The sequence below is a fragment of the Micromonospora sp. NPDC047740 genome (assembly GCF_043204735.1).
In the GTDB taxonomy this organism is placed as follows: domain Bacteria; phylum Actinomycetota; class Actinomycetes; order Mycobacteriales; family Micromonosporaceae; genus Micromonospora.
In genome coordinates, this window is record NZ_JBIDCT010000003.1 from 39800 (window position 1) to 61317 (window position 21518).

Below are 21518 nucleotides of genomic sequence, written 5' to 3' on the forward strand. Positions count from 1 at the left end.
GTAGAGACTTCCTCGTAAGGACATCTCTCCCCAGAGGGCGGCCCCGGCGTTCGCACCGCGCCGGGGCCGCCCGTCCATGCGGGGCGACCCGCACGTCCATTCTCGCGAAACTTGTTCGCCTCTGTCCCGATGTCAGAGAAATCCGTTTCGCGTTTATTACGCCTCGGCCGTGGCGATCAGCACCTTACCGACCGCGCCGTCCTCCACCGCCTTGTGCGCCGCCTGGGCCGCCGACATCGGGTAGCGGTGCAGCGGCAGCCCGGCCTCCTCGCCCACCCGGATCGCCCCCTGCGCCACCGCCGCCGTCACGTCGGTCACCGCCTGCGCCTTGGCCGCCTTCGGCGCCGTGTAGATCAGCACGAACTGCCAGCGGGCGTTCGGCACCATCAGCGGCCGGATCGGCAGCGTCACCTCGGACCCGCCGTCGTCCGCGTAGACGCAGACCGCGCCCCCGGGCCGCAGGATCTGCACGTCCGCCGCCGCGTTGACGGCCGCGGCGACCTCGACGATGGTGTGCACCCCGTCGGGCGCGATCTTGCGGACCTCCTCGACCACGTCCTGCTCGCGGTAGTTGATCACGAAGTCGGCCCCGGCCGCCGCCGCGAGCTGCGCCTTCTCCGGAGTGCTCACCGTGGTGATCACGCAGGCGTCGGCCCAGCGGGCGAGCTGGATGGCCGCGTTGCCCACCGCGCCCGCCCCGCCCTGCACCAGCACCACATGGTCGCTGAGCGCGCCCGCGTGCAGCTTGTCCGGCATGAACTCGCCGGCGGTGAGGCACCGGTGCGCGGTCAGGAACGGGATGCCGAGGCAGGCGCCCAGGTCGAAGGAGGCGGAACCGAGGCGTACCGCGTGCCGGACCGGGACCACCGTGTATTCGGTGGCGGTGCCCCAGGGCCGCTGCCAGGCGGCCTCCCAGAGCCACACCCGGTCACCGATCAGGATCTGGTCGACACCCTGGCCGACCGCCTCGATCACCCCGGCACCGTCCTGCCCGGGGATCTGCCACCCGGCCGGGAGCGGCCACTGCCGGCGGGCCTTCCAGTCCGTCGGGTTCACCCCGGACACGGCCACCCGCACCAGCACCTCGCCGGGGCCCGGCTCCGGGATCGGGCGCTCGGCCACCTGGAGCACCGAGACGTCGCCGTTGCCTTCGTACACGATCGCCTTCATCGCCGTCCCCTCACCGCCGACACGTGCGCCACCGGCTGCGCTACCCGGACGCACCCTGATCATTCCGATCGGACGCGCCGGGGAAAACGTACAACGCGGTGGTCGGCGGCAGGAGGGGTGTGCTGCGGGACATGCCGGCGGTGCAGGCGCGCGGGACGGTGGGCCGGCCGGGTCCCGATCGGTCGGCCCACCCCAGGCGGCTCAGCCCGCCGCGACCGACCGCTTCACGTAGTCGATCAGCTCCGGCGACGGGCCGCCCCACTCACTGGTGATCTCCGCGCGCTGTTCCGCGTACATCCGGTAGAGCGAGTCCCGCAGCCCCGGGTCCCCGCCGTGGAACGCCTCCAGCAGCTCCATCCACCGCTTCGCCAGCGCCCGCACCCGCGGGTCCGCCGGGTCGGTCCCGGCGTCCAGCTCCGCCTGGACCTGGGCGATCAGCCGGGGCCATTCCTCCTGTACGTCGCGGATGGCCGCCTCGCCGATCTGCTCCCGCCGCTGCGCCAGCACGGCGAGCTGGTCCTCGGTGAAATAGTTCCGGATCGTGTCCTCCACCCTGGTCACCTCCTCGATCACTGCGAGCAGGTCGACGGGCGCGGCACCCCCGGCGGCGCGTACGGCGGGCACCAGCATGGCCAACCGGTCACGCAGGCCGCCCAGCGCGGCGAGCTGCCGCTCCACGTGCGCCAGGTGGTCGTCGAGCAGTTCGGCCAGCTCCGGGCCGCCGCCACCGCCGCCGTCCAGCAGCACACCGATGGCCTCCAGCGGCAGGCCCAGCTCGCGCAGCGCGACGATCCGGTACAGCCGGTCCACGTCCCCCTCGGCGTAGAGCCGGTGGCCGGCGGACGTCCGCGCGGACGGCCGCAACAGCCCCACGTGGTCCCAGTGGTGCAGGGTCCGGACGGTGAGCCCGGTACGCCGGCACAGCTCGCCGATCCGCCAGGTGGACGCCACGTCCCACTCCCTCTCGCATCGCCGCACCCTGCGGCGACCGGAATCCGACGCTAAGACCTGACGTCGCGTCAGGAGCAAGTCGTCCCGCGGGCTTCAGTCGAGCCGTTCGACCACCGCTGGGGTGAGCGCGTCGATCGAGGGCAGCAGCACCGCCGCCAACGCCTCGGCGTCCCGGTCCAGCGGGTACGACCCGTGCGGCACCGCCACCACCCGCATCCCGGCGGCGGCCGCGGACCGGACCCCGTTCGAGGAGTCCTCGATCGCCACGCACCGGGCGGGATCCACGCCGAGCCGCGCCGCCACGCCCAGCCAGACGTCCGGCGCCGGCTTGCCCCGGGCGGTCTCCTCGGTCGACAGGGTCGCCCGGAAGGCGTCGGCCAGGCCCGTGGCGGCCAGCGCCGCCGCGATCAGTCGGGTGGGGGAGGAACTGGCCAGCCCCAGCGGCCAGCGCGTGGCCAGCCGGCGCACCACCGCGTCGGCGTCGTCGATCAGCGGTACGTGTGCCGCGTACCGCCGGGTCATCTCGGCCACCACCTCGGTGGCGACCTGCTCGGCGGTGCGGTCCACGCCCAGCTCACCGCTCAGGTAGGCGGCCCACTCGCCGGTGCTCATCCCCATCAGCCGGCGCTGGGTGTCCGGCTGCCAGGCGCCGCCGTGCGCGGCCACGTACGCCCGCCGGACCTCCTCCCAGACCGGCTCGGAGTCCACGATCACGCCGTCCAGGTCGAAGAGCACCGCGTCCACCATGAGCCCATCCTGCCGGACCCCGGCGGGCCGGTCAGCGGGCCGGGGCGGTCGCCTCCCCGGTGGAGGCGCGCGGGGCGGGCAGGCCGATCGGGCTCTGCCGGGGAATGATCGTGTGGCACCGGCTCGCGATCGGTTCGAGCAGCTCGCGCAGCCGCGCCGTACGCTCCGCGCCCAGCGCCCGCCACGGGCCGAGCGCGGCGCGGTCGGTGGCCTCCTCGACCGCCCGGAACGTCGCGGTGCCGTGCTCGGTCGGCGCCCGGTCGGCGGTCAGCCAACCCTTCTCCACCAGGCGCTCCTCGGCGGTGGCCCACTCCTCGTCGGTCCAGCCCCGGGCCATCTGGTGGAACTCGCGGGACTGGTCGAGCCGGCACCGCCAGGCCACCACCTCGACCGGATCCAGCCCGGTGGTGACCAGCGCCGCCACGTGCCCGTCGCCCCGGTGCTCGCGCAGCGTCGTGGCGGCCTGCCAGAGCCGGGCCAGCGGGTATTCCCCCCGGGGCAGCGCGGCGTTGACCGCGCCCAGCACCCGGCCCGCCGTCTCGACCCGCCCGGCCGCCTCCTCCAGCAGCCCCGCCGCCTCGACGAGGTGCGACTCGGGCAGCTCGTAGGTGAACTCGGCCAGCGCCTGCACGGCACCGGTGAGCCGGGCGCGCAGCGCCTCCTGCGGGGTGGCCAGGCGCCACACCGAGGGGAGCGCCCGGGCCACCATCGGCGGCGCGAAGCTGAAGAAGGCGGCAACCACCACTGGCGCGTCCACCGGCCCGAGCGGGGCGGCCCGGCCGGCGAAGTAGCCCCGCCAGTAGCCGCGCAGCCCCACCGCCTCGTACGCGGCGCGGGCCCGGGGGTGGAAGTAGGTCACCGCGTGGACCGGCTCGAAGTGGGTCCACATCAGCCGGGCCAGTCCGGGGTCGTCCAGCGCCGCCACGTGCACCTCCGCGTCGGTGGGCAGGTCGCCGCGGGCGGGTGGACCGCCCACGGTGACCATGAACCTACTGCCGCTGGGTGACGGGAAGGAAGCCTGCTGTGACCTACTGCGCGGCGATCACGTCAACGACGAAGCGCAGCGGGCCCGCCGGGCGACCGCCCGACGCGTCGTTGCCGTACGCCAGCTCACCCGGGATGTCGAGCTGCACCCGGCTGCCCACCGGCACGCCGACCAGGCCCTGGTCCCAGCCGGGGATGACCTGGCCGACGCCGATCCCGAAGGTGGCCGGCTCGCCCCGGCCCCAGGAGGAGTCGAACTCCTTGCCGTCCTTGTAGAACACCCCGACGTAGTTGGTGGTGATCTGCTGGCCGGCCTTCACCGCCGGGCCGTTGCCCTTGATCAGGGTGGTGACGGTGAGCTTCTTCAGCTCGCCCTTGCCCGCGCCGACCGTCGGCTTGGTCTTCAGCGCCGGGTCGGCGTCGGCGGGAAGCTGCGGTGCGGCGGCGGCGGTGGGCTCGACCGGGGCGTCGGCGCTGGCCGACGGGGCGGCGGCGGTGGACTTCGTGTCGTCGTCCCCGTTGTTCAGCCAGACGATGCCGCCGATCAGCGCGGCGACCGCGAGGACACCGACAAAGGCGCCCAGCATCGACTGCCGGCGGCGCCGCGCCTCGGCGGCCTTCTTCGCCGCCAGCTGCGCGGCCAGACGCCGCTCCGCCTTGGTGCCCGGGCCCTGGCCCGCCGACCGGTTCTGCACACGCTCGCTCACGTCGACTCCCCTGCTGGGTGGGTGGTGCGGCTCGTCGGCCGCTGTCGAGACCAGCGCACACGGTACCCGCCCGGACGCCTGCGGTGCTCCTACGGCCGGCTCCGATTCCGACAGCTCGGCCATCCATGGGCGCCAGCGTGAAGTCGGTGACGAACGACGCGACCGGGCGGTGGGCCGGCAACGGGCGTGGCGGCGGCGAACGACAGCGACACCGGACTCATCGGAGTACGTTCACGACCATGGCGATCCTCACCGAAGTAGACCTTGCCCTGCTCGCCGAGCCGCAGCTCGCGCATGTGGCGACCATCGAGCCCGACGGCACCCCGCACGTCACCCCGGTCTGGGTGGACACCGACGGCGAGCACATCGTGTTCAACACCGCCAAGGGCCGGAAGAAGTACCTCAACATCGCGCGCAACCCGGCGGTCGCGATTTCCGTGGTGGACAAGGCGGACGACTTCCGCACGCTCTGGGTGAAGGGCACCGCCGAGTTGATCACCGAGGGTGCCGACGAGCACATCGACCGGTTGGCGAAGAAGTACCTCGGGCAGGACACGTACCCGTTCCGGCAGCCCGGCGAGGAGCGGGTGATCGTCCGGGTCACCCCCACCGGGAAGCTCGGCCGCGGCTGAGCCCACGGAGGGCCCCTTCTCAACGCCTCCGGTAGAGCAGAGGCCCTCCACCAACATCGCCGTTCGGCCGGGAGACCAGCTGAGTGCGCACTTGGGTCTGTTGTTCACCGCATCGACGTGTTCTCATACGGGACGACGACGTCACTGACCTCGTGGCGGCGTCCCTTGTCCATTCCGCTCTGCCTCCATCCCACAGGCGTGAAGGGTGCAACGATGCGCAGAAGATCATCTTTCCAGCTGGCGGTCCTGACCGCTACCGCGGCGACGTTCCTGGCGGCCGGAGGCGCCTCCGGGGCGGTGGCCACGGCAGCGCCCGCGACCGCCTCCCCTGGGGTAGCGGCGTGTGAGCCGGGTGCCGAGGGGCACAGCGCCGCGCGGGTGAAGGAGGGCGCCACCGCCCAGGAACCGGAGCTGTACTCGAAGAACGAGGCGAACGCCTACGGCGTGCTCAAGGATTCGCCGCGCCTGCCCAACGGCAGCGTCACCATCCCCACGGTCTTCCACATGATCTCCGACCACCCCCTGAGCGCGGCCGAGACGGACCGGTTCAACACCATGATCGCCGCGCAGATGAAGGTGCTCAACGATTCGTTCGGAGGCAGCACGGCGCCCGACGCCTCCGACACGCCGTTCCGGTTCTCGCTCGTCGACACGACGTGGACGGTGAACAGCAACTGGTACACGGTCGTGCCGGGCAAGAACGAGCGCGACATGAAGAAGGCGCTGTACACCGGCGACGCCCGCACCTTGAACGTGTACGCGGCCAACATCGGCGGCGGGCTCCTCGGCTGGGCGTACTTCCCGAAGGGCTACAACAACGGCCGGGACTACATCGACGGCGTGGTGATGCTGGACGAGTCGATGCCGGGCGGAACGGCCGGCAAGTACGCCCTGGGTGACACGCTGACGCACGAGGTCGGGCACTGGCTGATGCTGGAGCACACCTTCGCGCACGGTTGCTCCGCCTCCGGCGACTTCGTCGCGGACACCCCGCGCGAGGCGGCGCCGCAGTTCAACTGCCCGGTGGGCGCGGACACCTGCACCGCACCCGGGCTGGACCCGATCCACAACTTCATGGACTACACGCAGGACTCCTGCATGAACATGTTCACGGCGGGCCAGGCGGACCGGATGAGCGACGCCTGGGTGGCATTCCGGGCCGGTGGCGGCAAGCAGTAACCAGGGCTTGGTGCCGGGGTTGACGGGCCGCCTTCAGCGGCTCGTCAACCCCTTCGCCGTCAGGCGGTCTTGCGGGGGGCCGCCTTCTTGGCGGCCTTCTTGGCCGGCGCCGCCTTCTTCTCCGCGGTCTTCTTGGCCGCCGCCTTCTTCGCCGGCTCGGCCTTCTTGGCGGCGGCCGCCTTCTTCGCCGGGGCCTTCTTCGCGGCCGCCTTCTTCGCCGGCGCCTTCGCGGTCTTGGCCGCCTTGGCCGCCTGCTGCGCCGACCGGGCCGAGGTGATCGGGGTCGGCTCGCCGGCGCCGCCGGCGGGTGCCTCGCCGCGGGCCGCCCGGGCCCGCTCGACCGACGCCTTCAGGGCGGCCATCAGGTCCACCGCGGCGGCCGGCGCGGCCTCTTCCTCCTCCGGCTGGACCACCTCACGGCCCTCGATCTTGGCGTCGATCACCTCCTGCAACGCCGCCCGGTAGTCGTCGGTGAAGGCGTCCGGCTCGAAGTCGCCGGCCATCGAGTCGATCAGCGAGCTGGCCATGGCCAGCTCCGGGGGACGGACCTTCAGGTCCTCGTCCAGGAACCCGAAGTCGGGGGTACGCACCTCGTCCGGCCAGAGCATCGTGTTGAGCAGCAGGACGCCCTCGCGTACCCGGAGGGTGGCGAGCTGCTCCCGCTGGCGCAGGGCGACCTTGACGATCGCCACCCGCTCCGAGTCGGTCAGCGCGTCGCGCAGCAGCACGTACGGCTTGGTGGCCGAGCCCTCCGGCTCCAGGAAGTACGCCTTGTTGTAGAGGATCGGGTCGACCTGCTCGGCGGGGACGAACTCCAGCACGTCGATCGCGTGCGAGGTGGTCAGCGGCAGGTCGGCGAAGTCCTCGTCGGTGAGGATGACCATCTCGCCGCCGCCGATGTCGTACCCCTTGGCGATGTCGTCGTAGGTGACCTCCTCGCCGCAGACCTGGCAGGTGCGCTTGTAGCGGATCCGGCCGCCGTCGTCCCGGTGCACCTGGTGGAAGCGGATGTCCTTCTCCTCGGTGGCCGAGTAGACCCGCACTCCGATCGACACCAGGCCGAACGACACCGCTCCTTTCCAGATGGCTCGCATCCCCGCGCTCCTCTCCCTGGTTCTGACCAGAATTGCAAACGATCGAACGGCACGCACGCCCTTCCGTGCGCAACTACAGTGATCAGGTGCCCGGCGCGCCGTTGAAGCCGATGCTCGCGATGACCGGGCATCTCCCGGCCGGTGCCGGCTGGGCGTACGAGTTCAAGTGGGACGGGGTCCGCGCGCTCGCCGACATCTCCTACGGCGACCAGCACCTGTACGCGCGTTCCGGCGTGGAGATCACCACGGCGTACCCGGAATTGATCATGCTGAAGGAGCAGGTCGACGACGCGCTGCTGGACGGCGAGGTGGTCCTCTTCAACGAGCTCGGGCAGCCGTCGTTCACCGCGCTGGCCGAGCGGATGCACGTGCGGAACCCGACCAAGGCGGCGCGGCTGGCGGCCAGCATGCCCGTCACGTACATGATCTTCGACGTGCTGCGGCTGCGCGGCGACGACCTGACCGGCCGCACCTACCGGGAGCGGCGCGCGGCGCTGGAGTCGCTCGGGCTCGGCGCGGCCCGGTGGGCGGTGCCGCCCGCCTTCGCCGACGGCCCGGCCACTTTTGCGGCGGCCGGCGAGCACGGGCTCGAAGGGGTGATGGCCAAGCGGGTCGACGCGGTCTACCGGCCCGGGGTGCGCTCGCCCGACTGGGTGAAGGTCAAGCTGGAGGTGACCGGCGACTTCGTGGTCGGCGGCTGGCGGCCCGGCGCGCGCAAGATCGGCGGCCTGCTGGTCGGGGTGCCCCGGCCGGACGGACGGCTCACCTTCCGGGGCCGGGTCGGCGGGGGGATCGGCGCGGCCCTCGAGCGGGACCTGCTGCGCGAGCTGGAACCGCTGCGCAGCGCCGCGTCACCGTTCGCCGGGGACGTGCCGCGCGAGGATGCCCGCGGCGCGATCTGGGTAACCCCGCGGGTGGTGGTCGAGGTCAAGTACGGCCAGCGCACCCCCGACGGGCGGCTGCGCTTCCCCCGGATCCTGCGGCTGCGGCCGGACAAGCCACCCGAGGAGGTCGACGATGCCAGCTGACCGGTTGAAGGTGGACGTCGAGGGACGCGCGCTGGAGCTGTCCAACCTGGACAAGATCCTCTACCCGAAGGCCGGCTTCACCAAGGGCGAGGTGATCGACTACTACACCCGGATCGCCCCGGTGCTGCTGCCGCACCTGCGTGACCGGGCGCTGACCCGGATCCGGTACCCCAACGGGGTGGAAGGCGGCTCGTTCTTCGAGAAGAACGCCCCGGCTGCCACCCCCGGCTGGGTACGCACCGAGACGCTGCCCGCCCCCGGGTCGAGCAAGGGGCGGGAGACCATCGACTACGTGGTCTGCGACGAGCTGCCCGTGCTGGTCTGGCTGGCCAACCTCGCCGCCCTGGAGCTGCACACGCCGCAGTGGAAGATCGGCGAGCACCCGGACATGATGGTGGTCGACCTGGACCCGGGCGCCCCGGCCGCGCTGAAGCAGTGCTGCCAGGTGGCGCTGCTGATGCGCGACCGGCTCGCCGACGACGGCATCGAGGCGTACCCGAAGACGTCCGGCAAGAAGGGCATGCAGCTCTGCTGCCCGATCGCCGGTACGCAGGATTCCGATTTCGTCTCGGGTTACGCCAGGCGGATCGCCCAGGAGCTGGAGCGGGCGCACCCGAAGCAGATCGTGTCGAAGATGGCCAAGAACCTGCGTCCCGGCAAGGTCTTCATCGACTGGAGCCAGAACAACGCGGCCAAGACGACGGTGGCGCCGTACTCGCTGCGCGCCCAGGCGGTGCCGGCGGTGTCCACCCCGCTGACCTGGGACGAGGTCGAGGCGGGCGCGGCGGGCAAGCGCCCGTCGACCAAGCCGTACACGGCGGGCGAGGTGCTCAAGCGGGTGGAGCAGCAGGGCGACCTGCTGGCCCCGCTCCTCGACGGCGGCCCCGAACTGCCCGGGGGCTGAGCGGCCCGGGCAGTTCGGGTCAGCGGTTGCCCTACAGGGCGAACAGCAGGGCGGCGTCGAGGAGGACGACCACGGCGGTGGCGAAGTGGATGCCGAAGGCGATCGCCTTCGTGCCGCCGTGCCGCAGCACGATCAGGGTGTCCCCCAACGGGTTGAGCGCGACGATCAGCATGAACCAGGCGACCGCGTCGGCGCTGGTGAAGGCGATCAGGGCGAGGCCGAGCAGGCCGTAGGTGAGGTCGCGCAGGCCCTTGATCGTGAGATACGCGGGGTCGCCGTCCGGCGCGGCCGGCACGCCGTAGCCGGCGGCCGAGGCGCGGGGCACCAGCAGGAACCGGGCGCCGATGAAGACGCAGAAGAGGCTGAGGACGACGGCGAGCCCGTAGGCGAGGGGACTGAGCATGTTCGGCTCCATTTGCTAGCAGCGCTAGATGCGAGAGCGAAGCTAGCAGAGCGCCGGCAGATTGGCTAGCGGTGCTAGAGTTTCGGTCATGGGGATTCAGGCCCGCCGGGAGCGGGAGCGGGCGGAACGGGAACGGGCGATCGTCGCCGCGGCCCGGGAGCTGGCCGAGTCGGAGGGCTGGGACGCCGTCACGACCCGCCGACTCGCCGCCGAGATCGAATACAGCCAGCCCGTCCTCTACAGCCACTTCAAGGGCAAGGACGCCATCATGGCGGCGGTCGCCGTGGAAGGCTGCGCTGATCTGGCCGCCGAACTCGCCGCCGCCCGGGCCGCCGCGACCGACCCGCGGCGGGCGGTGGCCGAGATCGCCAGGGCGTACGTCGCGTTCGCCGAGCGCCGGCCCGCGCTCTACGACGCGATATTCAACCTCCCCACCGATCTGCCCTTCGCCACCAAGGACGTGCCGGTCGAGCTGGCCCGGGCCTTCGCCGAACTGGCCGAGACCCTGCGCCCGGCCGCTGGCGACGACGACCTCGAGGCGTTCACCGAGACCTTCTGGAGCGGGCTGCACGGCCTCGCCACGCTGATGCGCAACGGCCGGCTCCGGCGCGCGGACCACGAGCGGCGGCTGGCGATCCTGGTGGACCGGTTCACCCGCTGAACCGACCCGCCGGTCGAGGGCGGTCGGGCCGGCGGTCGGCTGGTTAGGGTGAGCGGATCGGCAGGAGGAGTTTCCGATGGCTGTCCACACGCCCGCACCCGTCCCGGCCAACGCGCCATGGGAGGTCGGGCTCCCGCTGCTCACCTACTGCGACGACGCGACCGGGGAGCGGGTCGAGCTGACCGCGCCGCAGCTCGGCGGCTGGGCCGCGCGCAGCGCCAGCCTGCTGCGGGACGGCTGCGGGCTGGGCCCCGGCAGCCGGATCGCGGTGCTGCTGCCGCCGCACTGGCGTACCGCCGCGGTGCTGATCGGCGCCTGGTCGATCGGGATGGCCGTGTCGTTCCGGCCGCGGGCCACCGCCGGGCTGCCGGTCCTCGAACCCGGCGGCGACCAGCCGTACGACGCGGTGTTTGTGACCCCGGAGCGCCTCGACGACTGGCTGGAGGACGTGCCACTCGGCACGCATCGCTACCTGGTCCCCACCGGGCCGGCGCCGCTGGCCGAGGTGCCCCTCGGCTGGCTCGACTGGTCCATCGAGGTGCTCCGGCACACCGACACCCCGCCCGACTACACCGCCGTCCGCCCGTGGGACCCAGCCAGCCCCGACGGCACCAGCTACGGGGAGTGGCGGCAGTTGGCGTCGGCGATCGCCGAACAGCTCGACCTGCGGGCCGGTGATCGGCTGCTGGTCGACGCGACCGAGCACGAGCAGCCGGTGAAGTGGCTGCTCGCCCCGCTCGCCGCCGGCGCATCCGTGGTGCTCTGCGCCAACCTCGACCGGTCGAAGCTGGCTGTCCGGATCGAGGCCGAGCAGGTCACCCGGGTGCTCTCCACGTAGCTCTGATCACTTACAGGTCATCCGGTTCTTCCAGGCCAGGCCGATCACCACCGGGCCGTTCGTCGACGGGTCGTGGTACGAGATCGCCACCACCGCCCCTCTCGGAATGGCCGACGGGTTGATCGTCAGGACAGTGCTCGCGTCCGCCTCGCTCTGCGAGGGGAAGATCCGATCATCAAGTCTGGGCGCGGGCACGGACTGGCAGATTGAGCCGACCCTGACTTCCGCCGGCACGCCGGCTTCGGACAGCGCCTTTCGAACCGCGTCCGGGTCGGCGAACTGCTTCTTCGACAGACTGAGAGTCACCGTCCCGTTGGGCTCGCGGACCACGGAGAAGGCGACCAGTTGCGTCGGAGCCATGCTGGCTGGCCGCTGCGCGGACGGCGGCCCGGCGGACGGCGGCGCGGCGGGTCCCGAGCCGGTGAGCGCCGGTACTGCCAAGGCCAGCCCGGCGAGCATCGCCCCGGCCGCGGTCACTGCGGCCAGCCGCCGTCGGCGCCGCGAGGTGCCCGCGGCGATGATGTCCTCGGCCGGCCTGTCCATGTCGAGGCCGGACAGGCCGTCCGCCACGGCACGCAGTACGTCTTGATCTCTCACTGCTTGATCTCCAGAGTCTCGGCGGGTACGAACTGGCCGCGCAGCGTCGCGACGGCCCGGGACAGGTGAGCGGTGACAGTTCCCGCGGCGATGCCGAGCACCTGAGCGGTGGTCTCGGTGTCCAGGTCCAGGAACACCCGCAGCGCGATCACCTCGCGCTGGCGGGCGGGCAGCCGCCGCAGCGCCGCCATCAGCGCCGCGTCCACGCCCCCGGCGTCCGGGCCGACCGCCACGTCGTGCCCGTCGGCCAAGGCGACCTCGCGGCGGCGGCGCCGCCAGGCCGACACCCGCACGTTCAGGGCGGTGCGCACCACCCACGCCTGGGGAGCCGGGTGCCGGCTGACCTTCCGCCAGGACATCCAGGCCCTGGTGAACGCCTCCGCCACCAGGTCCTCAGCGCCCTCGCGATCGCCCGTGCCGGCCACCACCGCCCGCACACAGGCGGCCCGGTGGACCCGATAGAACTCTGCGAACTGTGCTTGCTCGTGTCCCACGTCCCGTACACGCCTGAGCCCGTCGGGCCACTTACCCTCGGCCGACATCTGCCCGGACAGAGTTGCCGGACGAGGCTCGACACCCGCATCGACGCCGAGCAGGTGACCCGAGTGCTGTGCGCACTACCTTTCGGCCCTGGTGCGCCGAGCGGTACGCCATTTGGCCGTATAGGGCAGCACGAACAGGTACAGGCCGGTGGACAGGAGCAGGAAGAGCGGGAGCAGCGGCACGTAGGACACCCAGACGACGGGCTCCTCCTGTGCCAGCGCGACGAAGGTGACGATGACCGTCACCGTGAAGACGATGGCCAGCCAGCGGTGGATCTGCCGGACCCACTTGTTCCAGTTCAACGGAACCTCCTCGGAAGACGAGCAACCCCGCCCCCTGCGCCTGCCGGGGGCGGGACATCCATGGCGGGTCACGCTAGCTGCGGCTCGGTGACCTGGGCTTCTCGATTCCTGACCGGTCTGGCCACCTGTTCCGGTCGCCGTGCGGGGCAGCGCGCCGGCCCGACGGAAACTCGTTGACAGTGGCGCGGGCCGGGATGCCTACTTGCCCACCGGGCGTCGTGCGGCCGGCGACAGGCGAAGGGGCAGTGGATCATGGCAGAACTGGGCGGAAATGCGCTGACCTGGAAAGAGTTCGGCGAGGAGCACCTCGTCGCGCTGACCGGACTGGCCGAGGCGTGCCTGGCCGCCGACGGTGGGCTGCCGCTGTTCGCCAGGCCGCCGCTGCTGCGGGCCAGGCTGCTCCAGACCCGTACCCTCGGCGGCTGGCAGGACGGCAGCCTGGTCGCGGCCGTCGGCGTCGGCACCGGCGAGCAGCCGGCCACCAGCACCGGCCTGGTGCATCCGGCCTGGCGGGGGCGGGGCGTGGGCAGCCGGCTGCTGAACTGGGCGGACGAGCAGGCCGGCGGCGCGGACCTGCTGCTGACCACCGAGTCCTGGAGCCCGGGCGCGGAAGCCCTCTTCACGGCGCGCGGCTTCGAGCTGACCTTCACCGAGTGGGTGCTGCGGCACGACCTCACCACCCTGCCTGCGGTCGCGCGGCCCGACGGCGTGACCACCGAGCCCGTGACCTGGGATATCGGCCCCGAACTCTTCGAGACCTACCGGGCGTCCTTCGCCGACCGACCCGGGTTCGGCAATCCCGCCGCCGAGGAGTGGCTGGGCGACCTGCGGGACGACGACGAGTACCGGCCGGACCTGTCGCTGATCGCGCGCGGTCCCGACGGCACGGCCGTCGGCTTCCTCAACGTCGTCGACAACTGGATCGACCAGGTGGGCGTCGTGCCCGGCTGGCGGCAGCGACGGGTCGGGGCGTATCTGGTGGCGACCGCGCTGCGGTCGCTGGCCGGGGATGGTGCCCGGGAGGCGTGGCTCTGCGTCAACGACAACAACCCGGCCGCCGCGCTGTACCGGCGACTCGGGTTCCGGGACGCCGGCCGCCGCGCCCGCTACCTGCGCCGGCGCGCGTGACCGCCGCCGAGGCCGCGATCGGCTCCGCATCGGCGATGTGGCGGTATCGAGGCGGGCTGGATGCCGCCACATCGGCGATGTGGTGTGTGGGTCAGGCCCGCAAAGGCGGTGTAATCACGGGCAGGCCGGGCCGACGCCGCGCAACTGGGCCTGCGGCTGGCTGGTCGCCAGCCCGGAGAGCGCCACGATCACCGACGAGCAGTTGTTCGTCTCGTCGGACTCGCTGAGCTTGCTGTCCGGGTCCACCGTTGTGAACAGGACGTACGTCCCGTCCGCCAGCCCGTACGTGTCGATCATCTGGTCCGGGAGGTACCAGTTGTAGCGGTCCGCCCAGCCCGGCGACATGCCCATGTCGAAGTAGTCCCGGCCGCCGCTGGTCGACTTCGGGTCCAGGCAGGCCGGTGCCGGGTACGACAGCGCCGCGTCCCCCTTGGTGCCCCAGCCGACCAGGTCGGTGTCGGCGATGCAGAAGCTGACCTTGTCCGCGACGGCGGCCGGCGCGCTGCCGACGACCCTGCCCGCCCGATCGGCCAGCCACAGTTCGGACTGTGCGAACCCCTTGAAGTGGTAGTGCCCATGGATCGGGTGGAACTCCACCTGCCCGGCCGACAGGTCCTGCCAGGTCGAGTCGGACCGGTAGACCCGCTGCCACACATCCTCGTCCTGCATAACGCCCGACTGGCGGGAGTAGTGCAGCTCCACCGGGCCGGTCCCGGCGTTCTGCAGCACCTGGTCGAACCGGAGGCACTGGCGGGCGCCCTGCTCGCTGCGCTCGCTGTCGAAGCACGACTGCCCCGGCTGGGCGGTGTCCCCGAAGATGGTGCCCGGGTTGTCGTAGGTGACGTTCTCCTGCGGCAGCGACCTGAGGTCGGGTAGCAGGTCGCGTACCGGCTGGACCGTCGGCCGGTACTCGACCTCGGCCAGGCCCTGGTAGGCGATGACCCGGTCCGGGTCGACCGCGCCGAAGGTGACCCCGTACGAGACGTACACGTCGTAGGAGCCGTTGCGCGCGGACGGGATGATGACCGACTGGGCGGTGCCGACCCCCGCGGTGGACTTCGCCACGAGCGTCTGGCCCCGGTAGACGAAGAGGCCGAGGCCGCCTTCGGTGGCGCCGTCCCACCGGATCGCCACCTGTACCCCGCCGGGGCGGGTCCAGGTGCCGGGCGGTAGTGCGACCGTGAGTCGCAGCTTTTCGCAGTGGACCGTCCGGCACTCGGGGATCTGCCGCGTGCCGGGTCCGTCGCTGCGGACCGTGCCGGCCCAGTACGAGGCCGGACCGTCCGACCTCAGTTTCACCTCGCCGGGACTGGCGGCCTGCGCGGCCCGCGGCAGCGCGGTGCCGGCGAGGACCAGCAGACCGGCCGCGAGCAGCGCTCCGGCCCGCCGGGTGCGGGCTGCGGAAAGACGCCCTGATACCGAGGTACGCATACGCGCATCCTCCTCAATATAGGTGACTGTGAAACGCCACGCTATACGGAGCGCACATGCTCTGGCATCAGCCCGTGATGCCATCCGGCATCGGGCGGGCGGTCAGCGCCTCATTCCACGCTCGGCAGCTTCGGCCCGGAGATGTCGGGCCCTCAATGGGCTTGGAGCTGAGCGGTTGATGCCCTCACTGGAAGAGCCGGCCGGGCCTTCTGGAGCGGCCCCGCTTGGTGATTATGGAGTCCCTGCGCCGGCGGCGCACCATGATCGAATTGGCCTTCCGCTTCAACCCTTTGAAGATTCGGTCCCTCATCGCGCACCTCTCTTTCCGCGTACGTCGGATCGGCCATGGCGATTCCGCGCCGAACAAGCGGCAGTGGCGCGGGGGCTACCGGCCTCATCCGTCGCCTGTCCCAGCCCGCGTACCCGGCGTGACAGCAGCCATTCGTCAATGCCGGCCTGCGCCGCCTCGCGACCTGCCCGAGCGAAATGACCGGTTCCGGGGGCGCCGCGCCGACAAGGACGTGTTCGTCGCCGAGCAGGGGAAGCGCAGGCAGGTGAGTCGTTTACGACATCAACTCCACAGCGGGCACGAGGCAACCTCGCTCCCCGCGCGTTAGGCCCGAGGCGAGCAAGAACGGGTCAGTCGAAGGTGGGCAGCGACGGGCCGAGGACGTCGTCGGCGTCCACGATGGTGTACGCGTACCCCTGCTCGGCGAGGAAGCGCTGACGGTGGGCGGCGTACTCGGTGTCGATGGTGTCCCGGGAGACCACGGTGTAGAAGTGCGCCTGCCGGCCGTCGGCCTTCGGTCGCAGCACCCGGCCGAGGCGCTGCGCCTCCTCCTGCCGGGAGCCGAACGTGCCGGACACCTGGATCGCCACCGCCGCCTCGGGCAGGTCGATGGAGAAGTTGCCGACCTTCGAGATGACGAGGGTGCGCACCTCGCCCGAGCGGAAGGCGTCGAACAGCCGCTCCCGCTCCTTGTTGGTGGTCGAGCCCTGCACGATCGGCGCGTCCAGGTATTCGCCGAGCTGGTGCAGCTGGTCGATGTACCCGCCGATGACCAGGACCTGCTCGTCCGGGTGCCGGTCGACCAGCGCGCGAACGACCGGCAGCTTGGTCCGGGCGGTCGCCGCCATCCGGTAGCGCTCCTCGGCCTCCGCCGTCGCGTACGCCATCCGCTCCGCGTCGGTCAGGGTGACCCGTACCTCGGTGCACTCGGCCGGGGCGATCCAGCCCTGCGCCTCGATGTCCTTCCACGGCGCGTCGTACCGCTTGGGTCCGATCAGGCTGAACACGTCGCCCTCGCGGCCGTCCTCGCGGACCAGCGTCGCCGTCAGGCCGAGCCGGCGGCGGGCCTGAAGGTCCGCGGTGAACCGGAAGATCGGCGCGGGCAGCAGGTGCACCTCGTCGTAGATGACCAGACCCCAGTCGCGGGCGCCGAACAGGTCCAGGTGCGTGAAGGCACCCTTGCGGCGCGAGGTGAGCACCTGGTAGGTGGCGATGGTGACCGGGCGGATCTCCTTGCGCTCGCCCGAGTACTCGCCGATCTCGTCCTCGGTGAGCGAGGTGCGGGCGATCAGCTCCCGCTTCCACTGCCGGCCGGCGACCGTGTTGGTGACCAGGATCAGGGTGGTCGCCTGCGCCTCGGCCATCGCCGCCGCCCCGACCAGCGTCTTGCCGGCGCCGCAGGGGAGCACCACCACCCCGGACCCGCCGGCCCAGAACGCCTCCACGGCCTCCCGCTGGTACGACCGCAACGTCCACGGCTTCCCGCCGTCCTTGCCAGCTTCGGCCAGCTCGATCGGGTGCGCCTCGCCGTCGACGTAACCGGCCAGGTCCTCGGCCGGCCAGCCGAGCTTGAGCAGCGCCTGCTTGAGCCGGCCCCGCTCGGACGGGTGCACCGCGATGGTGTCGTCGTCGAGCTTCGCACCGAGCATCCCGGCCAGCTTCTTGCTCTTGGCGACCTCGATCAGCACCACCCGGTCCAGCGCGCGCAGCACCAGGCCGTGCACCGGGTCGTTGACGAGCTGGAGCCGGCCGTACCGGTCCATCGTCTCGGCCACGTCGACCAGCAGCGCGTGTGGCACGGGGTAGCGGCTGTATTTGATCAGGGCGTCCACCACGCCCTCGGCGTCGTGGCCGGCGGCCCGGGCGTTCCACAGGCCCAGCGGGGTGAGCCGGTAGGTGTGCACGTGCTCGGGAGAGCGCTCCAGCTCGGCGAACGGCGCGATGGCCATCCGGCACGCCTGCGCGTCGGGGTGGTCGATCTCCAGCAGCAGGGTCTTGTCCGACTGCACGATCAGTGGTCCACCGCTCACGCCAGCGTCCTTTCGCTTGCCGGGATCTCCTCGCCCGCACGACGCTGACCTGCCGAAGGCGGACCATCCAGTGTTGCACGTCCGGAGGTGTCCGAAAAAAGTCACGCCGAGAAGGCAACGGGACATCCGTCTCGTACGTCTAGGAAGGGAACGCCTTGCCAGGGGAGGGCCCATGAAGCGTGTCCGGTTCGCTGCCCGGGTCGTCAGCCTGGCGGCGGTCGTGCTGGTCGGCGTCGGTGCGTGCGCGCTCGATCCGCAGGGCGACGACGGATCCGGGGCCGCGGCTCCGGCACCCGTCGCCGTGACGGAGAAGGCATCGGGGGCGAGCGGGCACGCACCGACACCGGGCCAGCCGTCGCCGTCCCCGTCGGTGTCGCCGAGCCGGACGGCCACGCCGAAGCCCAGCCGGTCGACGAAACCGAAACCGAGCGCCACGCCGAAGCCGGTCTGCCCGCAGGGCGAGCGCCAGCGGGAAGTGGAGACGTACCTGGCCAAGCTGGGTGGGTTCGGGACGGTGACCGTGGACGGGCAGCAGTCGGCCGCCGACTGCGCCGCGATCAAGAAGTTCCAGCGCCGGTACGGGATCAGCCCCGCCGCCGGTCGCGCTGGCGCCACCACCTACGACGTGGCGCGCCGCCTGGCCACCACCGACGTACACCGTTGCCGGGCCGGCTCCGGCCTCACCTTCTGCGTCGACCTGACCCGGCAGACGGTCTGGGCGATGCGGGGCGGCAAGGTGGTGATGGGCCCGACGGTCACCCGCACCGGCATGAGCGGGTACGCCACCCCGACCGGCACCTACCGGGTGGGCGGGCGGAACCTGAAGGAGTGGTCCAACCCGTACGAGGTGTGGCTGCCGTACTGGCAGCAGTTCAACGGTGGCATCGGCTTCCACGAGACCACGACGTACCTGCACAACGGGTCGATCGGTTCGCACGGCTGCGTGAACCTGCTGCACCAGGACGCGGTGCGGCTCTGGGAGCTGGGCTCGATCGGCACCCGGGTGGTCGTCTTCGGTCACCGTTCCGGCACCTGAGCAGGCCCGGCCGCCCGTACCCCTGACCCTCCCCGGGTGGAATGAGGGTTTTCTCCCCTGTTCGGTGGCCGATTCCGGTGCCACCCTGGAAATCGGGTCCGGCGGGGCGGGAGGGGCTGACGATGACGGTCGATCACGAGGCGCTCCCCGAGGACGACCGGGCGACGGGGGACGAGGTCTCCCCGGCGGCCCTGGTCGGGTATGCGGCCGCTGCCGTCGGCGTGGTCGGCTGGTTCTTCTTCGGTCTGCTGGTGCAGCGCCAGGGCTTCGTCGACTCGTTCGGCGAGTCGGCCGGCGCGGCGTTCGGCCTGCTGCTCGCGGTGTCGGTGATCGGCACGATCCGCCGCAACGGGCGCTGAGCGGGGCTCGGGTCGAGCCCCGGCCCGTTCAGTCCTCCCGCACCGCCGCAGTGATCCGGTGCAGGGCGAACGTGTGCAGCATCTCCGTGCGCTCGTCCTCGGCGCGCAGGTAGCCCGCGCCGATCGACACCGGCCGGACCAGGCGGGACGCGGTCGCCCCGTGCGCGTCGACGTAACCCACCCAGACCAGCGCCTTGTCGCGTACCGCCTGCTGGAGCACGGCCAGCGCGTCGCTGTGGCTGTGCGCCGGCACCGGACCTGTACGCGCCGCGCCGCCCCGGACCACCGCCGGCGCCCGCCGGGCCGCCCGCGCCGCCGCCTCGCCCCGCCGGATCTGCTCCACCACCCCGAGCAGCCGGGGCATGGGCAGCCGGGGCGCCGCCAGCGGGTCCAGGCTGCGGGTGGCGGCCGGCATCCGGGCCGGCGCCCGCCGGGTCTTCGGCCGGGCGAGCACCGTCGCGCCGCTGGCGTCCTCCGGCACCGGCGCGTAACCGGCGTCGCGCAGCGCGGTCAGCATCCGCCCCACCTGGTACGGGGTGGCGAGCACCGTCGGAGCCAGCCGGCGGAACGACAGCGCCTCCAGCCGCTTGTCGGACAGCACCTCGGTGAGCAGTGCCTCGTCGTCGCTGCGCACGTACCCACCGGCCGAGCCGACCCGCAGCCCGCCGTGCTTGCGCGCGACGTCGTCCACCAGGTAGCTCAGGCCCTGCGGCACCGGGGTACGCGACCGGCGGCGGAAGAGCGCGTGCAGGTCGTCGGCGGAGTAGCCGGCGTCCAGGGCGCGCCGGACACTGGCCGTGGTGACCCGGTGCACGCTCGCGCCGCCGGCCGACTCGTGCTCGGCCACGGCGTCCAGTTCGCCGGCGAGCGTCGGGTCGGGCGGGCCGGGCACCACCACAGTCAGGTCGGCCTGCACGAGGAAGTGGTCGACCGGGGCGGGGAGCAGCGCGTCCAGCGCGCGTACGGCGGTGGACGGCTCGCCCGACTCGGCCTCGGAGAGCAGCCCGAGCGGGTCATCCGCCCGTTCGTCGGCCTCGGTCACGTCGGCCAGCAACAGCCGCCCGTACGAGGTGAGCGCGCCGAGCCCGGTCACCCCGAGCTGGGCCGCCTCGGCGAGCACCTCCCGGTGCGCGGCCTCCCGGCCCCGGGCCCGCCGGGGCGCCCGCCAGTCCAGCAGCTCCAGCACCTCGTCCGGGGTCGGGGCGGTCGCCGGAGCCAGGTCGGCCAGGGTGGCGAGCACCGCGTGCCGGGCGGCCGGCGCGCCGGCCCGCTCCGCCTCGGCGGAGAGCACCGAGATCGGCCGGTCCCGGTCGTCCCGCTGGCCGACCAGGCCCACCTGGCGGGTCATGGTCAGCCAGGCCCGGGCCAGCTGCTCCCAGCGCTGGGCCAGGGAACTGGCCCGCCACACCTCGTACCCGCCGGTCGGCAGGATCTGCTGGTCGCCGCCGTACCGGGTGGTGGCGGCACCGGTCAGATCCAGCTCACCAACCAGCCCGGCCGCGTACGCCACCTCGAAGAGCAGGGCCGTGGTCTGGTCGTCCAGCCCGAGCCCGCGGGCCAGCCGGCGCAGGTCACGCACGCCGACGCCGCCGGAGCGCAGCACCGGGGCCGGCTCGGCGGCCAGGCTCTCCAGCAGCGCCTCGGTCTGGCGTACCACCTCCATGGTCTGCCCGGCCCCGGCGGAGTCCACGGCCTTTGCCTCCCGCGGCGGGCTGGCCACCACCGGCGGGCTGGTCCGTAGCGGGCCGAGCGGGCCGCTGTCCCGGCGCAGCAGCAGCCCCACCTCGCGGGGCAGCTCGACCGTGCCGGCGCCGCCCTTGCCGCCGGACATCCGAACCAGCAGCCGGTGCTCGACCAGCCAGCGAATCGGGGAGCCGGTCGGCGCGCCGCCGTTGACCAGGTCCGGCGGGAGCGTGTCCTCGGTGCCGGTGGCGGGGGCCGCCAGCGCGCCCGGGGGCACGGTGCCGACCGGCGGGCCGGCGGCCAGCCGGTCCAGGATCGCCCGGGCCGAGGGCGGCGCGGCCAGCAGCGTCCGCCGCAGCTTCGCCGGATCGGTGCACACGGCCGCCGCCCGCGGGTCCAGCTCCGACGCCGGTCGGCCCAGCCCCGCCGGGTACGGCGACACCTCGTCGACGCCGCCGACCACGTGCAGGTCGTGCTCGGGGCCGTACAGCAGGAAGAGCGCGCGGAGCCGGTCCACCGCGCTCCGGACGGCGGTCGGGGCGGGCGGGTGCGGGCCGGCGGTGGCCAGCGCCAGGATCTCTGCGGTGCTGGTGCCGCCCTCCTCGGGGTGCCGGGTGAGCCGGGCGGCGTCCAGGATCAGGAGGGTGAACTGGTCCAGCCCGTCGAGGGCCCGGGCCACGGATACCCGCGACTGGGCGCGGATGGCGAGGGCGGAGACGTCGGCCGGCACCGGTACGACGAGGTCCGGCCGCAGCCGGAGGAGGGCGGCCAGGGACTCGTCGGAGAGCGTCCGCAGCTGGTCGGCGAGTGAGGTGGTCATCG

The 21518-nt window shown here is 72.5% G+C and carries 22 protein-coding genes; 9 read left to right on the top strand and 13 right to left on the bottom strand.

What is annotated here, in order from left to right; genetic code table 11:
• Nucleotides 1-156: 156 nt before the first annotated feature.
• The 5 genes from ACGF4F_RS07130 to ACGF4F_RS07150 form a co-directional block, all read right to left on the bottom strand.
• Entirely contained in the window at nucleotides 157-1170 is a 1014-nt protein-coding gene (locus tag ACGF4F_RS07130; protein ID WP_357442158.1) for an NADPH:quinone reductase, read from the bottom strand.
• Between the two features lie 201 nt (nucleotides 1171-1371).
• Nucleotides 1372-2121: a MerR family transcriptional regulator gene (locus ACGF4F_RS07135; RefSeq protein WP_357442159.1), complete on the bottom strand. Its 750-nt coding sequence runs from the start codon at nucleotides 2119-2121 to the stop codon at nucleotides 1372-1374.
• Between the two features lie 93 nt (nucleotides 2122-2214).
• On the bottom strand, nucleotides 2215-2868 hold the full coding sequence (locus tag ACGF4F_RS07140) for an HAD family phosphatase (RefSeq protein WP_357442160.1): 654 nt from the start codon (nucleotides 2866-2868) through the stop codon (nucleotides 2215-2217).
• A gap of 31 nt (nucleotides 2869-2899) precedes the next feature.
• A complete protein-coding gene (locus tag ACGF4F_RS07145; RefSeq protein ID WP_357442306.1) occupies nucleotides 2900-3757 on the bottom strand; it encodes a hypothetical protein in 858 nt (285 codons plus the stop codon).
• 139 nt (nucleotides 3758-3896) lie between these two features.
• Nucleotides 3897-4559, bottom strand: coding sequence for an FKBP-type peptidyl-prolyl cis-trans isomerase (locus ACGF4F_RS07150; protein ID WP_357442161.1), 663 nt, complete (start codon nucleotides 4557-4559; stop codon nucleotides 3897-3899).
• Between the two features lie 239 nt (nucleotides 4560-4798).
• Here ACGF4F_RS07150 and ACGF4F_RS07155 point away from each other — a divergent pair, with 239 nt between their 5' ends.
• Both ACGF4F_RS07155 and ACGF4F_RS07160 read left to right on the top strand, forming a co-directional pair.
• Nucleotides 4799-5191 (top strand): PPOX class F420-dependent oxidoreductase, encoded by a 393-nt coding sequence (locus tag ACGF4F_RS07155; protein WP_357442162.1) that lies wholly within the window; start codon nucleotides 4799-4801, stop codon nucleotides 5189-5191.
• Nucleotides 5192-5404: 213 nt separating this feature from the next.
• The gene (locus ACGF4F_RS07160) at nucleotides 5405-6370 is read left to right on the top strand and encodes a zinc metalloprotease (protein ID WP_357442163.1); all 966 of its coding nucleotides are present in this window, start codon (nucleotides 5405-5407) and stop codon (nucleotides 6368-6370) included.
• A gap of 59 nt (nucleotides 6371-6429) precedes the next feature.
• On the opposite strand, the gene ACGF4F_RS07165 is transcribed toward ACGF4F_RS07160, so the two are convergent.
• On the bottom strand, nucleotides 6430-7464 hold the full coding sequence (locus ACGF4F_RS07165; protein WP_073839084.1) for a Ku protein: 1035 nt from the start codon (nucleotides 7462-7464) through the stop codon (nucleotides 6430-6432).
• A gap of 86 nt (nucleotides 7465-7550) precedes the next feature.
• On the opposite strand from ACGF4F_RS07165, the gene ligD (ACGF4F_RS07170) reads away from it, so the two are divergent.
• Nucleotides 7551-8492, top strand: coding sequence for a non-homologous end-joining DNA ligase (gene ligD / locus ACGF4F_RS07170; RefSeq protein ID WP_357442164.1), 942 nt, complete (start codon nucleotides 7551-7553; stop codon nucleotides 8490-8492).
• On the top strand, nucleotides 8482-9396 hold the full coding sequence (ligD, locus tag ACGF4F_RS07175; RefSeq protein WP_357442165.1) for a non-homologous end-joining DNA ligase: 915 nt from the start codon (nucleotides 8482-8484) through the stop codon (nucleotides 9394-9396). The genes ligD (ACGF4F_RS07170) and ligD (ACGF4F_RS07175) overlap by 11 nt, the downstream gene beginning before the upstream one ends.
• A gap of 31 nt (nucleotides 9397-9427) precedes the next feature.
• Here the strand turns inward: ligD (ACGF4F_RS07175) and ACGF4F_RS07180 are convergent, their stop codons facing one another.
• Nucleotides 9428-9799 carry a DUF4267 domain-containing protein gene (locus ACGF4F_RS07180; protein ID WP_357442166.1) on the bottom strand — a complete coding sequence of 124 codons (372 nt, stop codon included), beginning with the start codon at nucleotides 9797-9799 and terminating at the stop codon, nucleotides 9428-9430.
• Between the two features lie 88 nt (nucleotides 9800-9887).
• On the opposite strand from ACGF4F_RS07180, the gene ACGF4F_RS07185 reads away from it, so the two are divergent.
• Nucleotides 9888-10460, top strand: a complete 573-nt coding sequence (locus tag ACGF4F_RS07185; RefSeq protein ID WP_357442167.1) for a TetR/AcrR family transcriptional regulator — start codon at nucleotides 9888-9890, stop codon at nucleotides 10458-10460.
• 76 nt (nucleotides 10461-10536) lie between these two features.
• Entirely contained in the window at nucleotides 10537-11298 is a 762-nt protein-coding gene (locus tag ACGF4F_RS07190; protein ID WP_357442168.1) for a TIGR03089 family protein, read from the top strand.
• A gap of 6 nt (nucleotides 11299-11304) precedes the next feature.
• Here the strand turns inward: ACGF4F_RS07190 and ACGF4F_RS07195 are convergent, their stop codons facing one another.
• The 3 genes from ACGF4F_RS07195 to ACGF4F_RS07205 form a co-directional block, all read right to left on the bottom strand.
• The gene (locus ACGF4F_RS07195) at nucleotides 11305-11895 is read right to left on the bottom strand and encodes a hypothetical protein (protein ID WP_357442169.1); all 591 of its coding nucleotides are present in this window, start codon (nucleotides 11893-11895) and stop codon (nucleotides 11305-11307) included.
• A complete protein-coding gene (locus ACGF4F_RS07200) occupies nucleotides 11892-12389 on the bottom strand; it encodes a sigma-70 family RNA polymerase sigma factor (protein WP_357442170.1) in 498 nt (165 codons plus the stop codon). The genes ACGF4F_RS07195 and ACGF4F_RS07200 overlap by 4 nt, the downstream gene beginning before the upstream one ends.
• A 123-nt stretch (nucleotides 12390-12512) precedes the next feature.
• A complete protein-coding gene (locus tag ACGF4F_RS07205; protein ID WP_357442171.1) occupies nucleotides 12513-12740 on the bottom strand; it encodes a hypothetical protein in 228 nt (75 codons plus the stop codon).
• Between the two features lie 252 nt (nucleotides 12741-12992).
• On the opposite strand from ACGF4F_RS07205, the gene ACGF4F_RS07210 reads away from it, so the two are divergent.
• Nucleotides 12993-13868, top strand: coding sequence for a GNAT family N-acetyltransferase (locus tag ACGF4F_RS07210; RefSeq protein WP_357442172.1), 876 nt, complete (start codon nucleotides 12993-12995; stop codon nucleotides 13866-13868).
• A gap of 114 nt (nucleotides 13869-13982) precedes the next feature.
• On the opposite strand, the gene ACGF4F_RS07215 is transcribed toward ACGF4F_RS07210, so the two are convergent.
• Together ACGF4F_RS07215 and ACGF4F_RS07220 are read right to left on the bottom strand one after the other, a co-directional pair.
• Complete coding sequence (locus ACGF4F_RS07215; RefSeq protein WP_357442173.1) at nucleotides 13983-15299, bottom strand: lysyl oxidase family protein; 1317 nt, start codon at nucleotides 15297-15299, stop codon at nucleotides 13983-13985.
• A 639-nt stretch (nucleotides 15300-15938) separates the two neighbouring features.
• Nucleotides 15939-17618: a DNA repair helicase XPB gene (locus ACGF4F_RS07220; protein WP_357442174.1), complete on the bottom strand. Its 1680-nt coding sequence runs from the start codon at nucleotides 17616-17618 to the stop codon at nucleotides 15939-15941.
• 172 nt (nucleotides 17619-17790) lie between these two features.
• Here ACGF4F_RS07220 and ACGF4F_RS07225 point away from each other — a divergent pair, with 172 nt between their 5' ends.
• Nucleotides 17791-18654 (top strand): L,D-transpeptidase family protein, encoded by an 864-nt coding sequence (locus ACGF4F_RS07225; protein ID WP_357442175.1) that lies wholly within the window; start codon nucleotides 17791-17793, stop codon nucleotides 18652-18654.
• 122 nt (nucleotides 18655-18776) lie between these two features.
• On the top strand, nucleotides 18777-19013 hold the full coding sequence (locus ACGF4F_RS07230; RefSeq protein ID WP_357442176.1) for a hypothetical protein: 237 nt from the start codon (nucleotides 18777-18779) through the stop codon (nucleotides 19011-19013).
• Between the two features lie 28 nt (nucleotides 19014-19041).
• Here ACGF4F_RS07230 and ACGF4F_RS07235 read toward each other — a convergent pair whose 3' ends face one another.
• Entirely contained in the window at nucleotides 19042-21516 is a 2475-nt protein-coding gene (locus ACGF4F_RS07235; RefSeq protein ID WP_357442177.1) for a helicase-associated domain-containing protein, read from the bottom strand.
• Nucleotides 21517-21518 lie beyond the last annotated feature (2 nt).

Excerpts from the sequence above, each read along its gene's own strand:
- ACGF4F_RS07190 (WP_357442168.1), top strand. The coding sequence starts at position 10,537 with ATGGCTGTCCACACGCCCGCACCCGTCCCGGCCAACGCGCCATGGGAG.
- ACGF4F_RS07215 (WP_357442173.1), bottom strand. The coding sequence starts at position 15,299 with ATGCGTACCTCGGTATCAGGGCGTCTTTCCGCAGCCCGCACCCGGCGG.
- ACGF4F_RS07165 (WP_073839084.1), bottom strand. The coding sequence starts at position 7,464 with ATGCGAGCCATCTGGAAAGGAGCGGTGTCGTTCGGCCTGGTGTCGATC.
- ACGF4F_RS07130 (WP_357442158.1), bottom strand. The coding sequence starts at position 1,170 with ATGAAGGCGATCGTGTACGAAGGCAACGGCGACGTCTCGGTGCTCCAG.
- ACGF4F_RS07210 (WP_357442172.1), top strand. The coding sequence starts at position 12,993 with ATGGCAGAACTGGGCGGAAATGCGCTGACCTGGAAAGAGTTCGGCGAG.
- ACGF4F_RS07180 (WP_357442166.1), bottom strand. The coding sequence starts at position 9,799 with ATGCTCAGTCCCCTCGCCTACGGGCTCGCCGTCGTCCTCAGCCTCTTC.
- ACGF4F_RS07145 (WP_357442306.1), bottom strand. The coding sequence starts at position 3,757 with ATGTGGACCCACTTCGAGCCGGTCCACGCGGTGACCTACTTCCACCCC.
- ACGF4F_RS07230 (WP_357442176.1), top strand. The coding sequence starts at position 18,777 with ATGACGGTCGATCACGAGGCGCTCCCCGAGGACGACCGGGCGACGGGG.
- ACGF4F_RS07225 (WP_357442175.1), top strand. The coding sequence starts at position 17,791 with ATGAAGCGTGTCCGGTTCGCTGCCCGGGTCGTCAGCCTGGCGGCGGTC.
- ACGF4F_RS07235 (WP_357442177.1), bottom strand. The coding sequence starts at position 21,516 with ATGACCACCTCACTCGCCGACCAGCTGCGGACGCTCTCCGACGAGTCC.
- ACGF4F_RS07185 (WP_357442167.1), top strand. The coding sequence starts at position 9,888 with ATGGGGATTCAGGCCCGCCGGGAGCGGGAGCGGGCGGAACGGGAACGG.
- ACGF4F_RS07155 (WP_357442162.1), top strand. The coding sequence starts at position 4,799 with ATGGCGATCCTCACCGAAGTAGACCTTGCCCTGCTCGCCGAGCCGCAG.
- ACGF4F_RS07140 (WP_357442160.1), bottom strand. The coding sequence starts at position 2,868 with ATGGTGGACGCGGTGCTCTTCGACCTGGACGGCGTGATCGTGGACTCC.
- ligD (WP_357442165.1), top strand. The coding sequence starts at position 8,482 with ATGCCAGCTGACCGGTTGAAGGTGGACGTCGAGGGACGCGCGCTGGAG.
- ACGF4F_RS07160 (WP_357442163.1), top strand. The coding sequence starts at position 5,405 with ATGCGCAGAAGATCATCTTTCCAGCTGGCGGTCCTGACCGCTACCGCG.